Source organism: Candidatus Goldiibacteriota bacterium HGW-Goldbacteria-1 (assembly GCA_002839855.1).
Lineage (GTDB): Bacteria > Oederibacteriota > PGYV01 > PGYV01 > PGYV01 > PGYV01.
In genome coordinates, this window is the sequence record PGYV01000005.1 from 216,225 (window position 1) to 229,133 (window position 12,909).

The window sequence follows — 12,909 nt, forward strand, 5'->3', positions numbered from 1 at the left end:
GTTATTTACCCCCTTTTATAAGGGAATAGACCGTGTTTATGTCTTTATCACCCCTGCCTGACACATTGACAATGACAATATCTTTTTTCTTAAGCTTCATTTTTTCAAGGTACGCGCATGCATGTGAAGATTCAAGCGCGGGAATTATGCCTTCTTCACAGCACATCATCTTAAAACCTTCAAGCGCTTCAATATCTGTTATTACATCAAACTGTGCCCTGTTTGTTTTTGAAAGATAGCTTAATTCCGGCCCAACACCCGGATAATCCAGCCCTGCTGAAACTGAATGCGTCTCTGTTATCTGACCGTGTTCCGTCTGAAGCACATATGTCTTGGCGCCATGCAGAATACCCACTTCATTATTCACAATACTTGCGGCGTGTTTACCTGTTTTTAAACCAAGTCCGCCGGCTTCCACACCTATTAATTTTACATTTTTATCATCTATAAACGGATAAAAAAGGCCCATGGCATTTGAACCGCCGCCCACGCACGCCACCAGATAATCCGGAAGCCTGCCTTCGGCTTTAAGTATCTGCTTGCGCGCTTCTTTTCCAATAACGGACTGAAAATCCCTGACCATCATGGGATACGGGTGAAAACCTGAAACAGTGCCTATGATATAAAATGTATTGTCCACATTTTTTAACCAGTCGCGCGTGGCTTCGTTAAGCGCGTCTTTTAAGGTCTTGCTTCCGGAAGTAACCGGAATTACGCGCGCGCCAAGCAGTTCCATTCTGAAAACATTTAACGACTGCCTTTTTATATCTTCTTCGCCCATATAAACGTCGCATTCACAGTTGAAAAGCGCGGCCACCGTGGCTGTTGCCACGCCGTGCTGTCCCGCGCCGGTTTCCGCTATTATTCTTTTTTTACCCATCCGTTTTGCCAGCAGTATCTGACCTATTGTGTTGTTAATCTTGTGCGCGCCGGTGTGATTTAAATCTTCCCGTTTCAGATATATCTTTGCCCCAAAGCGTTTGGAAAGTTTTTCGGCAAAATACAAAGGCGACGGCCTGCCCACGTAATTTTTTAAGTAGTAATCAAATTCGCGTTTAAACGCCGGATCTTTTTTTGCTTTTTCATAATTTCTTTCAAGGTCATCCAAAAGCGCCCTTAATGTTTCAGGCGCGAACTTTCCGCCAAAATCTCCAAAAAAACCTTTTTTATCGGGTATTCTCATTTTATGCTCCGTTTTATTTTGTATTGTGGTTTTATGACGTGAATTGGGATATGACTTTCACCATCGGGCTTTGTTAACGTTTTCAAAAAGCCTCTTTAGCTTTGACGGATCTTTTTTACCTTTGGTTTTTTCCACGCCTGACGATATATCAAGGCCGTATGGTTTTATTGTCCCCGCTATAGCGTTCACCGTTTCCGGCTTTATGCCGCCCGCTATAAAAAAAGGCGCACTGATTTTTTTCAGGATTTTCCAGTCAAACCGCTTTCCTGTTCCGCCGTGAAGCGACGGGTCATATGTGTCAAAAAGAAAACAATCCACGTGATTTTTATATTTTTTTACCTGTGATTCTGTATATGATGCATCTTTTGCTTTTACCACTTTTAAAATTTTAGCGTTTTTAATTTTTTTAAGGCAGGAAAGGCTTACTTCGCCGTGAACCTGGGCTATATCAAGCCCCAGCATAGAAACAGTTTTATTTATTTTAGCGCCGTCGGGTTCCACAAACACTCCGGCTTTCATGGTAAATGGCTTAAGTTTTTTTATGATTTGACCTGCCTGTTTTTCACTTACTTTTCTTGGGCTTTCAGCAAATATAAAACCGACAATATCCGCACCAAGCGTTTCAGCAAGAATGGCATCTTTAAGGTTTGTAATTCCGCATATTTTAACTTTCGGTTTCATGTTTACCTCTGGATATATTCAAGTGTACAGAGTTTCACTAACCCTTTGTACCTTCCGGCCAGACTTTTTTTAACTTCTGACGTTAATGGCCGTACTTGTTAAGTATCTGCCCTGCCAGGTCTTTTATCTGTTTTTCGCCCTTGGCTTTCATAAACATAGTTCCAATAAGGACGCCTTTTATCTTTGCGTCCACCATTATTTCATCCACGTCTTCAGGAGTGTTTATTCCGCTTTCACACATTACAAATTTATCTTTAGGCACATATTTCACAAGGGTCTTTACCCTTGCAAGGTTAATCTTAAATGTTTTTAAATCCCTTGCGTTAATACCAATTATTTCCGCCCCTGCGGCTGCGGCTTTCTTTATTTCTTCTTTTGAAATACACTCTACAACAGGCGTTACATTTAAAAATCTGGCTTTTCTTATAAAAGAAGCAAGCTCCCTTTTTTCAAGTATGGCCGCTATAAGCAAAATGGCATCCGCCCTTGCCGCGCGCGTTTCATATATCTGGTATTCATCTATTACAAAGTCTTTACGTAAAACAGGCATAGAGCAGTGCTTTTTTGCTTCTTTTATATATTCAAGATTGCCGTCAAAAAACTTTTTATCTGTTACTATGGACAACGCTTTTATTCCCGCTTTTTCATATGTCTGAACGATATTCTTTATATTAACAGTGCTTTTTATAACACCTTTTGAAGGCGACTTTTTCTTAATCTCCCCCACTATTGTAAAGTCATTGTTTTCAAAGACGTCCCTGAAATTACGGTTGGCAGGCAGTTTCATTATTTCGGCTAACAGCATGCTCATTGGTATCTTTTTCTTTGCCGCAGCCACTTCCTGTTTCTTATGTTTTACAATCTTGCTAAGGATGTTTCCGGCCATTTTCCACCTCTTATTTTTTCTTATTTATTGCTGTATTCCACAAGCTGCTTTAACTTATCCGCGGCACGCCCTGAATCTATGGCATCTTTTGCCATTAAAACGCCGTCTTTTATGGATTTTACAGCATCCGCCGTATACAGCGCTATTGCGCCATTATACACTATTATGCGGTAATACGCGTCTTTTCTTTTGCCTGCAAAAACCTCTGCCATAATTGCCGCGTTCTCTTCGGGGGAGCTGCCAATAACTTCCTTCTGTGTACACGGCTCTATCCCGAACTCTTCCGGGTTTATGGAATATGTGGTTATTTTCCCGTCCTTTAATTCAGCCACGGAAGTATTGCCCCATAATACGGCTTCATCAACATTACCTTCGCCGCATATTACAAGCGAATGTACATTTCCCATATTTTTTAAGACAGCCGCTATTTTCTCTGTAAGCGAACCCGCGTAAACTCCCATAAGATGGTGCGTATTGCGGGCGGGATTAATAATAGGCCCCAGGACATTAAATATATTTCTTATGCCAATTTCACGCCTTACCGGCGCGGCGTATTTCATTGCCATATGGCAGCCGGGAGCAAACAGAAAACCGATACCAATATTTTCAATGCTGTTTTTTATATTATCATGGCTTGCGTCCACGTTTACGCCAAGCGCCTTTAATACATCCGCGCTGCCGCTTTTGCTGGTTAACGCCCTGTTGCCGTGCTTGGCAACTGTTACGCCGCAGGCTGCAGCCACAACAGATACAGCCGTGGAAATGTTAAATGTTTCCGCATAGTCCCCGCCTGTGCCGCAGGTATCAAGAATCACTTCTTTGTCTATTTTAATATAGTGCGCTTTCTCCCTCATTACCATTGCCGCGGCGGATATTTCTTCCACGGTTTCACCTTTCATTTTTAAAGCGGTTAAAAACGCGGCTATCTGCGCCTCGCTTGATTTTCCCGTCATCATTATTTCCATAGCTTCTTTCATCTCTTGTGACGTAAGATTTTCCCGCTCCGCGGCTTTCTTAATATATGGCTTTAGCATAATTTCTCCTTTTAAATCCCAAGCACCCTGCACGCAGTTGCCGTGGTTATACTTATAACTTCCTGAACATCTATATTTTTTATTTCCGCCAGCTTTGCCGCAATAACCGGGATATAGGAAGCTTCATTCCTTTGCCCCCGGAATTTTTGCGGTGCAAGCCACGGCGCGTCAGTTTCAAGCACAATATTTTCAATGGGAATCTGTTTTACCGCATCCCTTAAAGCCGAAGAATTGGGGAATGTGATTACCCCGCCTATCCCAAAAACATACCCTAATTCCATAAATTTCTCTGCCGCTTCATAATCAGCCGAGAAACAGTGAATTACTCCGGCTTTCTTTACCCTGTTCGCCCCAAGAATATCAATTACATCGCTGTGCGCGTCCCTGCTGTGAATAATTACCGGCTTTTCAAATTCCCGCGCAAGCGAGATTAGTTTTTCAAATCCCGCTTTTTGAACCGCCCTGTCCACCGTACTTTTATAATAATCAAGGCCAATTTCGCCCACTGCTGCTATCCTGTCATTTGCAGTTAAATAGCCTCTTAATTCATTTATTATTTCTTCATTTAAAACATCCACGTAGTGAGGGTGAAGCCCTATGGCAGCCCATACGCCATCTTCTTTAAAAACCGCCACTTTTCTTGTCTCTTCTATTTCCGCGCCGATGTTTAAAAATTTATTTACGCCCGCCTGCCTTGCCCTTTGAAGCATTTCTTTGCGGTCAGCGTCGTACTTTTCATCGCATATGTGAATGTGGGTATCTATCATTTAATATACATCAAAAGTTTAAAAGCCATTACTAAACCGGTTTTAACCCTTGGCCTTTGACTTCAGATTTTTCTCCTTTTCTTCTTCGCTCTGAATACGCGGGAACAGCGGGTCGCCTTTTGCCACTTTTGTCCCCTCTTTTAAAAGACCAAACTGCATCTCTTTTTCCAGGTCAAGGGATTTCATATCATATGCCACTCCAAGCTTGACCCAAATTTTCTCCGCGGTTGCCGGCATTACAGGCGCTATTGCCAGCGATGTAAGCCTAATGGCTTCTAAAAGCAGATACAGAACATTTACAAGCTGTTCTTTCTGTCCGTTTTTAAACAGGTTCCACGGCGCCGACTGGTCTATAAGTTTGTTTGACATTCCTATTATTTTCCAGACAGATTTTAAAGCATCTGAAAAATTCATTTTTTCCATCGCGCTTTCATATTTAGCCCACAGTGCTTTTTCTTCAGACGCCACCAGTTTCATATTATCATCAGCTGCACTTTCGTCATATATACCGGATAGCCCTTCGCTGTATTTTTCCACCATGTTAAGAGAGCGGTTAATTAAATTGCCAAGGTCATTTGCAAGGTTTGTGTTAAAACTTAACTTTATTGCTTCTTCATTAAAGTCGCCGTCTTCTCCGTTTACAACATCGGATGCAAAATAATACCTTATGGCTTCCGCGCCGTACTGTTGCGCCATTTCTATCGGGTCAACCACATTGCCGCGCGACTTGCTCATCTTTTCGCCTTTGTTCAGAAGAAACCCGTGTCCAAAAACTTTTTTTGGCAGTTCAAGTCCGGCGGACATAAGCATTATGGGCCATATGATGCAGTGAAACTTGGTAATGTCCTTGCCTATTATGTGAATATCAGCCGGCCAGTACTTTTTGAATTTTGCGTCATCAGTGGCAAAACCCGCGGATGTTATGTAATTTATCAGCGCGTCAAACCATACATATACCGTCTGCGTCGGGTCTATCGGCAGCGGTATGCCCCAGTTAATGCCCGGCCTTGATACGCTTATATCCCTGAATCCCGATTTCAGCATTGACAGAATTTCATTTCTTCTTGTGGCCGGTTCTATAAACAGCGGATTATCTTCAATGTGTTTTAAAAGCCTGTCGGTATATTTTGTGATTTTAATAAAGTAGTTTTCTTCTGTTATTAGGTCGGCTTTTGTTTTGTGCGTGGGGCAGCAGCTGTCTTCTGTAAGGTCGGTCTTGTTGTAAAAAGCCTCGCACGATTTGCAGTACCACCCTTCGTATTTGCCCTTGTAAATATCCCCCGCGTCGTAAATACGCTTAAACAGTTCGGTAACAGATTTGTGGTGGCGTTCTTCGGTGGTCTGAATAAAATCGGTAATTGATATGTTATACAGCGCGCAAAGTTCTTTATATGCGACAACCATTTCATCACAGTACTCTTTTGGATCCTTATTTAATTCCTTTGCCCTTGCCTGTACATTTAAACTGTGTTCGTCAGTGCCGGTGCAGAAAGCCACGTCATATCCGCGCATCCTTTTATAGCGCGCCATTATATCCGTCACCACTTTTTCATACGCGTGCCCCGCGTGCGGCTTTGAATTGGCGTAATCTATAGCGGTAGTTATGTAAAATTTTTTCATTAATCCTCCGTTTTTTCCGGTTCACCCCGTAAATAAAAAAATACCGCCCTGCATTAAAGCGTATTTTTTATACCGGCCGTATTTTAAGCTGGTTAATTTTTTTAGGTTACGTCAGCTTCAGCGTCATCAAGTTTTTTAATTTCTTTTGTATCCACGCCTGCATCAAAGTACTGGACAACAGGCCTTACCGGCGAATCGTATTTTTCATACGCCAGGCAGCATAAAAGCCTGCCGCACACGCCGGATATTTTGGTTGGATTAAGCGGAAGCCCCTGTACTTTGGCCATTTTAATAGTTATGGGAGAAAACGATTTAAGGTACTGTTTGCAGCAGCAGACCCTTCCGCAGATGCCCACTCCGCCTATCTTCTTGGCGTATTCCCTGCGGCTTATCTGCCTTAATTCAATTTTTACGCGCAGCGTCTTAACAAGGTCCTTTAAAAGTTCCCTGAAATCAACCCTGTTTTCCGCGACAAAAAAGAAGACCACCTTTTTAAGGTCGTCGGTATAATTCACTTCCGTAAGTTTCATCGGAAGCTTTCTGCCTTCTATTCTTTTCGCGCAGAACTCTTTTGCCTTTTCTTCCATGCGGGCTTTCTTCTGCTCGAATATTTCCTGTTTGTCTGTCAGGTATTTGACAACCCTTCTGACAGGCGCGTAAAGTTTATCCGGCTCTATAAAGAAATTAGAAAGCGACACTTCCGCTTCCCGTTCGCCGTCAATGGTTTCAACCAGGCATTTTTCGCCTTTTTCAAGGTGAAGTTTGCTTGGATTATAATAGTATATCTTTTCGTCTTCCTTAAACTTTATTCCTACAATTTCAATCATTGCGTAAACCTTCCTTTCGAATGCCGAAAAACAGCCCTGAAAATAGAAGACCCGTATTGGCGTTTGCCATAAGGTCACGCTGTGCCGACTCTATAAGCCCTATTATATTAACAATCTTTTTTTCGCTTAATTCACGGATTTCCGAAGAATTAATGGAATACTTCTGTTTCATTACATCCTTTACGCCGGCTTTTGCCAGCAGTAAATCCTTATAAATATATGATAATATCTTCAAAATATCAAGGAAAAAAACCCTTGTGTTGCCGTCTTTATCCTCTTTTTTGGCCTTTTTAGCCGTTTCAAGCTCCTGTACCTTAAGAAATATGCCCTCTATATTGTCTGTTTTCCCGGAAATCGCCCTTGCAATACCCGCGGCAGCAGCCACCTTTTCTTTTATTCCCTCGTAGTCAAATGCATCCCCAATTTTGCCTTCGCAGAACAGCACTGCCTCTTCAAGTTTTTCCCCTGTCAGTTCCGGTTTGATAATTTTAAGCTTTGCCCTTATTTCCTGAACAGGAGCCCGTTTAATTTCCACCCTGTGGCATCTGGAAATTATGGTGGGAAGCAGTTTTTCCTGATTATTCACGATAAGGATTATGGCCGCGTTTTCATTTGGTTCTTCCAGTTCTTTTAAAATTGCGTTGGAAGCCACGTTGTTCATTTTTTCCGCGTCATTCATGATTACAATTTTCTTTTTAAGTTTTATCGCCCTGTACGCGTTTATTTCCTGAAGTTTATCCAGCACCATGTCTATTACAATATTGGCTTTTTCTGTATTTATATACAGCACATCCGGATGCGGGTTTAACTGCATGCCGTCCTCGTCAAGCTCTGTAAACACCCTGTCTAAAAGTTTGCAGCTGGAGCACCCGTCACAGCAGTCGGAATCCGGCATGGGATTTTCGCAGTTTAACGCCTTTGCAAACTGAATCGCGGAATATTTTTTCCCGGTATTTTCCTCGCCCGCAAAGATATACGAAGTGCCTGTTTTAGGGGATTTTACATAAGAAAGCAGTGAGGTCTTGGCAAGGCCATTGCCTGCGATATCTTTAATGGCCATTAATAAGCCCTCTTTTTGCAGAGCAATTTAATGGTTTCATCAAATATTTTTTCTTTTGACTTGCCGTCTGTCTTTATAAGATAAATGTTTTTATTTTTTGCGGCTTCTGCCAGATAGCCCGCCCTTACTTTTTTATGAAACGCCGCCGCTTCAGCGTCTAACCTGTCGTGTTTTTCCCTTTTGCTCATCCTTTTTTTTGCCTCTGCCGCTGACACATCAAAAACCACAGTCATAAATACCTTTACTCCTTTAGCCACATAATCATTAAGCATTTTTATCTGCTTTTTATCCAGCCCGCGGGCATAACCCTGATATACAAGCGTGGAAAGGCTGAAACGGTCAAGTAATACAGTAGTTCCGCCGTCTAATAACGGTTTTAATTTTTCCTCTATTATCTGCGCCCTGCTGGCTATGTACAGCAGAAGTTCTGTTTTTTTGGTCATTGCCTTATGGGCAGGGTCAAGAATTATGGAGCGTATTTTTTCCGATATCGCGTTGCCGCCCGGCTCTCTTAACAGCACAGTTTTGACATCATTATTCTGTAAATAATCAAAAACCATCTCTGCCTGGGTGGACTTTCCGCACCCTTCCGGCCCTTCAAAAACTATAAGCTTCCCTTTCATAAACTCTCCTGTTTCCTGTTGTTTCATATTTAATATTTAAGAGTATATCACGGTTGCCGAATATTTTAAACCCGTGAAATAATTGGTTTGGACGCCGGTTAAAAATGTTATATAATCAAAGCATAAAATAATAGGAGTGATTATGGCAATTGTGAACTGTTCAAGGTGCGGTAAGGTTTTCAGCCCGGAAAAGATTACTTATATTTGTCCGGATTGTATGGTGCTGGAAGCCAAGGACTTAAAAACAGTTACCGATTACCTTAGAAGCTTTCCCCTTGCCAACGTTATGGAAGTGTCCAACAGGACAGGCGTTGACCCTATGCAGATACTGCGCTTTGTCAAATCCGGAAGCCTGCGCATGACAGACCCTCCCGAACAGTTAAAATGCAGGTTGTGCGGAAAAGAACTTAAAAAAGGCACCCTGTGCCAGGACTGCATGGATAAAGTCTCTGAACTTAAAGAACGCGAGAAGAAACGGGATAAGAATATACATAGGAACAGGAGATAAGATAGACGCTTGGATGCTTTGAAGGACAGAGGAACGGATGGTCGGATACACGGAGGGACGGAAGATCGGGAAAGACACTATCAAAACTCAAACCAACTACCGCGGGCTAAAGACCCGCGTCTACCAGTACTAAAACAAGCATAAACCAACTGCAACTGCCCCGCCCTAAAGGGCGCGGCTACCACTACTAAAAAGACTAAACATAAATACAATCCTTATTTCGTTTATCTTTTGTCCTAATAAATGATTTCAAACAACGACGGTGAGAGCCAATACCCCAATAATGCACCGCCTACGGCGGCGTATGACGCGTCTTGCGGGGTTCCCAGTATTAAAACAAGCCCGCCTGCTGCGGCTGCGGTTATGACTGATGCTGTGGAAACAAAGCCATTCTTTAAATGGCGGCGCATTGCATCTTTTGACTTTAAATTCTGGTCAAATATAAAACTTTCAACCCCTATTGTTTTATCCGATAAATTATCCTTTATCACGCTTTCTGCCGGGGACACGGCGCTTCCCTGTTTTTCAGATGTAATAAAAGCGGAAACACGCGCGGATAAAAACAGCTTATTTTTTACAGGGTTCAGCATGATACTTTCATTATAGTTGTATGAAGCCGAGATAAAGACATTATCAAAAGCAGATATTTGCACCTGCCCTCCCCACAAACCTTCATAAAAATACTCTTCAGAATACGAACCTGCTATTTTTAAAGCCAGGTCATTTTCAAACTTAAATAACGCACCAGCGCTGATATGTGAAATTCCCGCGCCAAGCCCCCTGTTATATACATCAGCCATTCCTTCTGCTGACAATTCTATAAAATCAGCCGGCATAATCCTGTCCCATTTCACACCCGCTTTCAGCGTGTCATAAAAACCATAATATGAAATCACCGGCCCTATCCGTCCCGTGCGCCCGGTTTCAAACAGTTTCATAAAATTCAAATCCGTCAGATTGCCGGAAAGATTTACAGACGCCATAAGGTCAAACCCGTAAAGATTAATATGCGCAAAGCCGGCATCATCCGAATTTTCATCAAGTATCCACCCAAGCGAACCTCTGATTACCTGATTGGCGCCCCTTACACCTATAAGATACTGCCTGCTTTCAGTAATATAACCCGGTTTACCGGCATCCGCCCTAAGATATATCGGAGAAAAGAAAATGCCGCCTTTGTATTCCCTGTTTCTTAAAGGTTCCCAGAAGATAAACGCGTTTGTTGGCCCAAGATAATTGTCATAAGCGCTGATTTCATTACCTTTGATGGCTGTAAAATCAGCAAGAAATATCAGATTATTATTTTCAATTGATTCATCCGCGGATGCGTATGACGAAAAAATGGGCTGATGAACGTTATCAAACAGAAGATAAGCGTAATTAAAAGGCACGCTTCCCGCGTATGAAACGCAGGAAAAAAGGGCTATTAAAACTGCAAAACCGGTTATTTTTTTCATAAATAGATTTTAACAGGCATAATTTGTTTACACAAGCATATTTCTATTTTACCGGTTCGCCGCGCCTGTATATTTTTTTTCCTGTCACATTGCCATCCTTATCATATTCTTCCCACAGCCCTTCTTTAAGGCCGTTTTTATACGATCCTTTTTCCTTAATTTCACCGGTTTTATAAAGGCATTTCCAGTTGCCTTCTTCTTTGTCTTTTAAAAAAATACCTTCTTCTTTTACTTCCCCGCTCTCATAAGTACACGACCAGAAACCTTCTTTTTCGCCTAACCTGTATGTGGTCTTTTTTTCAACCAGACCGCTTAAGTAATAATCTTTCCACTCCCCGTCTCTTTTTCCTTTTGCATACGCCCCTTCTTCTTTTACTTCTCCCGTTTCAAAATAATACTTTGCCGGCCCTGAAAGGATGCCGTCCTGATAAAACAAAACCGCTTTAATCCCGCCGTTTTCATAATACTGCTGCGATTCTCCGTTTTTCATGCCTTTTCTGTAAACGTGCCTTGCCTTGGGTTTATTACCTTCAAAATACTCCGTAACAAGGCCTTCTATTAATATTCCGTCCTTTAAAACTTCGCCTTTTTCACCATAAGAATACGTGGCAATAAGTTTTCCATTTTCATAAAAAAGGTCTTTTTGCGCTTCTGTCTTAAGCGTTATGGATGTACAGGAAGCCAGTAATAAAGCGGCAATAAAAACAACACCAAATTTTTTCATATTTCCCCCGATAAAACGTTTTATTTAAAATTTAATATTATCAAAAAGCAGCTGCAAAGCTTTGGTCTTGGTTTTTTCAACAAACTGATTGGCCAGCGTTTTTTCAAGGCCTCCCTTGGACACGCACATAAAAGTTATTCCGGCGGCAGATAAAGTAGACATAACATCACTTAGTTCCGGTACCACATCCGCTTTTAAAGCCAGTTTGTTATTTGAAACCGCGAGTATAAAGGAAACATCCGCTTTGACACCTTTGCTTTTTATTAAAGGAACTCCAAACGCGGAGCCGCAGTCGCACTGTTCCGGATTAATGGACATCTTCACGGGAGCAGTGGTAATAGTCCCGGCTGCGGCATCAGAACCCTGAATATTATAACCAAGCATGGGCATTATTTTAAGCGCGGCTTTAAAAATATAATCAGAACCGCCGGGAATCTGCTGTTCAAACAGCGTGGGCTGTATCTGCGGTTTTATGTACATTGAAGCACAGGATGTAAGAAAAAGTGATACAGTCACCAATACAAGTATTTTTTTCATCTAATCCTCCGGTTATGCTGAATAATTCACCCGTTTATTATATCAGCCAAACACTTTATTATCAATTTATTAAGGTCTTTTTATTAAAAGCGAATACGCGGCGTTTACCGCTTTTATCATCTCGTCATTTTTTCCGGGGTTTCCATTACTGTCAGGGTGGTGTTTTTTTGCAAGTTTTCTGTAGGCATTTTTTATTTCATGCTTTGTAGCGCCCTGTTTAAGCCCCAATATCAGATACGCTTTTTTAACAGCTTCATCAAGGTCTTTTTGTACTACCTGCCCGGACTGCTTTCTGTTATCAGATTCACTTTTAACATTAAGCTGCTTTTTATAGATAAAAAATCCTGAAATAAAAGCCATTCCCAGATAAATGACAGAGTTTGTATGACGGCCGGCAATTAAAAATATAACCGATGTCACAAGGGCAAATACCGCCGCCACAATATAGTTTTTTCGCAGTAAGAAAAAACCGTAAAGCAATATTGTCGTTGCCCACATAAGGACAGAGCTGATTTTTAAATTTTTTTCATAGGCGGGATTAATTTCTTTTGCTTTTTCAAGATAGTACTGTGCCCGTTCCCTGTCTTTAAGCGCGGAATAAACATGATTAAGCTTAATATAGGCGTCGTAACTGTCAGGATTTATAAGTACGGCGCTTTCAAATTCCTTTGCCGCCCTCTGTTTCTCCCCGGCTTTAAATAACACCACACCAAGGCCGTAATGCGCGTCAAATAAGTTTACGTCCATATTAATAGACTGTATATAATAGTCCTCTGCCGCCTCTAAAAGGCCCCTTTTCTCGCTGACTAATCCCAGAAGTAATGGCAGCTGCGGGTCATCGGGAAATTCCGCCCACATTGCCGCTAACATAGTTTCCGCCGCCCTGTACTCTTTTTGCTGTATGAATGCCTTTGCTTTGGATATTTCTTCTGCCGGAGCAGCCGCAAAAGACACACCAAAAGTAATTGATAAGCAGATTATAAGTATTAAAAACCTTTTCAA

General features: G+C 41.8%; 14 protein-coding genes. 1 reads left to right on the top strand and 13 read right to left on the bottom strand.

All coding sequences use genetic code 11. The annotated features are described in order from the left end of the window. Position 1: 1 nt before the first annotated feature. The 9 genes from trpB to tmk all read right to left on the bottom strand — a co-directional run bounded on the left by trpB (position 2) and on the right by tmk (position 8,708). A complete protein-coding gene (trpB, locus tag CVV21_06915) occupies positions 2-1,183 on the bottom strand; it encodes a tryptophan synthase subunit beta (GenBank protein ID PKL91750.1) in 1,182 nt (393 codons plus the stop codon). Between the two features lie 57 nt (positions 1,184-1,240). Next, entirely contained in the window at positions 1,241-1,864 is a 624-nt protein-coding gene (locus tag CVV21_06920; protein PKL91751.1) for an N-(5'-phosphoribosyl)anthranilate isomerase, read from the bottom strand. Between the two features lie 82 nt (positions 1,865-1,946). Continuing rightward, the gene (locus CVV21_06925; protein ID PKL91752.1) at positions 1,947-2,750 is read right to left on the bottom strand and encodes an indole-3-glycerol phosphate synthase TrpC; all 804 of its coding nucleotides are present in this window, start codon (positions 2,748-2,750) and stop codon (positions 1,947-1,949) included. A 20-nt stretch (positions 2,751-2,770) separates the two neighbouring features. Further along, positions 2,771-3,784, bottom strand: a complete 1,014-nt coding sequence (gene trpD / locus CVV21_06930; GenBank protein ID PKL91753.1) for an anthranilate phosphoribosyltransferase — start codon at positions 3,782-3,784, stop codon at positions 2,771-2,773. An 11-nt stretch (positions 3,785-3,795) separates the two neighbouring features. Next, the gene (locus tag CVV21_06935) at positions 3,796-4,551 is read right to left on the bottom strand and encodes a hydrolase TatD (protein ID PKL91754.1); all 756 of its coding nucleotides are present in this window, start codon (positions 4,549-4,551) and stop codon (positions 3,796-3,798) included. 42 nt (positions 4,552-4,593) lie between these two features. Further along, positions 4,594-6,171, bottom strand: coding sequence for a methionine--tRNA ligase (locus CVV21_06940; protein PKL91755.1), 1,578 nt, complete (start codon positions 6,169-6,171; stop codon positions 4,594-4,596). Between the two features lie 101 nt (positions 6,172-6,272). After that, the gene (locus CVV21_06945) at positions 6,273-6,998 is read right to left on the bottom strand and encodes a hypothetical protein (GenBank protein ID PKL91756.1); all 726 of its coding nucleotides are present in this window, start codon (positions 6,996-6,998) and stop codon (positions 6,273-6,275) included. Beyond that, a complete protein-coding gene (locus CVV21_06950; protein ID PKL91757.1) occupies positions 6,991-8,058 on the bottom strand; it encodes a hypothetical protein in 1,068 nt (355 codons plus the stop codon). The genes CVV21_06945 and CVV21_06950 overlap by 8 nt, the downstream gene beginning before the upstream one ends. After that, on the bottom strand, positions 8,058-8,708 hold the full coding sequence (tmk, locus tag CVV21_06955) for a dTMP kinase (GenBank protein ID PKL91758.1): 651 nt from the start codon (positions 8,706-8,708) through the stop codon (positions 8,058-8,060). The genes CVV21_06950 and tmk overlap by 1 nt, the downstream gene beginning before the upstream one ends. 115 nt (positions 8,709-8,823) lie before the next feature. Between tmk and CVV21_06960 the strand changes: the two genes are divergently transcribed. Beyond that, positions 8,824-9,189, top strand: coding sequence for a hypothetical protein (locus CVV21_06960; GenBank protein PKL91759.1), 366 nt, complete (start codon positions 8,824-8,826; stop codon positions 9,187-9,189). A gap of 236 nt (positions 9,190-9,425) precedes the next feature. On the opposite strand, the gene CVV21_06965 is transcribed toward CVV21_06960, so the two are convergent. From CVV21_06965 to CVV21_06980, 4 genes are all read right to left on the bottom strand, one after another. Further along, on the bottom strand, positions 9,426-10,646 hold the full coding sequence (locus CVV21_06965) for a hypothetical protein (protein PKL91760.1): 1,221 nt from the start codon (positions 10,644-10,646) through the stop codon (positions 9,426-9,428). A gap of 43 nt (positions 10,647-10,689) precedes the next feature. Further along, positions 10,690-11,370 (bottom strand): hypothetical protein, encoded by a 681-nt coding sequence (locus CVV21_06970; GenBank protein PKL91761.1) that lies wholly within the window; start codon positions 11,368-11,370, stop codon positions 10,690-10,692. A 24-nt stretch (positions 11,371-11,394) separates the two neighbouring features. Further along, a complete protein-coding gene (locus CVV21_06975) occupies positions 11,395-11,907 on the bottom strand; it encodes a hypothetical protein (GenBank protein PKL91762.1) in 513 nt (170 codons plus the stop codon). Positions 11,908-11,976: 69 nt separating this feature from the next. After that, on the bottom strand, positions 11,977-12,909 hold the full coding sequence (locus tag CVV21_06980) for a hypothetical protein (GenBank protein ID PKL91763.1): 933 nt from the start codon (positions 12,907-12,909) through the stop codon (positions 11,977-11,979).

Bases quoted from the DNA above. Each gene is read 5' to 3' on its own strand.
- CVV21_06920 (PKL91751.1), bottom strand. From the start codon at position 1,864: ATGAAACCGAAAGTTAAAATATGCGGAATTACAAACCTTAAAGATGCC.
- trpB (PKL91750.1), bottom strand. From the start codon at position 1,183: ATGAGAATACCCGATAAAAAAGGTTTTTTTGGAGATTTTGGCGGAAAG.
- trpD (PKL91753.1), bottom strand. From the start codon at position 3,784: ATGCTAAAGCCATATATTAAGAAAGCCGCGGAGCGGGAAAATCTTACG.
- CVV21_06965 (PKL91760.1), bottom strand. From the start codon at position 10,646: ATGAAAAAAATAACCGGTTTTGCAGTTTTAATAGCCCTTTTTTCCTGC.
- CVV21_06925 (PKL91752.1), bottom strand. From the start codon at position 2,750: ATGGCCGGAAACATCCTTAGCAAGATTGTAAAACATAAGAAACAGGAA.
- CVV21_06935 (PKL91754.1), bottom strand. From the start codon at position 4,551: ATGATAGATACCCACATTCACATATGCGATGAAAAGTACGACGCTGAC.
- CVV21_06940 (PKL91755.1), bottom strand. From the start codon at position 6,171: ATGAAAAAATTTTACATAACTACCGCTATAGATTACGCCAATTCAAAG.
- CVV21_06970 (PKL91761.1), bottom strand. From the start codon at position 11,370: ATGAAAAAATTTGGTGTTGTTTTTATTGCCGCTTTATTACTGGCTTCC.
- tmk (PKL91758.1), bottom strand. From the start codon at position 8,708: ATGAAACAACAGGAAACAGGAGAGTTTATGAAAGGGAAGCTTATAGTT.
- CVV21_06960 (PKL91759.1), top strand. From the start codon at position 8,824: ATGGCAATTGTGAACTGTTCAAGGTGCGGTAAGGTTTTCAGCCCGGAA.
- CVV21_06975 (PKL91762.1), bottom strand. From the start codon at position 11,907: ATGAAAAAAATACTTGTATTGGTGACTGTATCACTTTTTCTTACATCC.
- CVV21_06945 (PKL91756.1), bottom strand. From the start codon at position 6,998: ATGATTGAAATTGTAGGAATAAAGTTTAAGGAAGACGAAAAGATATAC.
- CVV21_06950 (PKL91757.1), bottom strand. From the start codon at position 8,058: ATGGCCATTAAAGATATCGCAGGCAATGGCCTTGCCAAGACCTCACTG.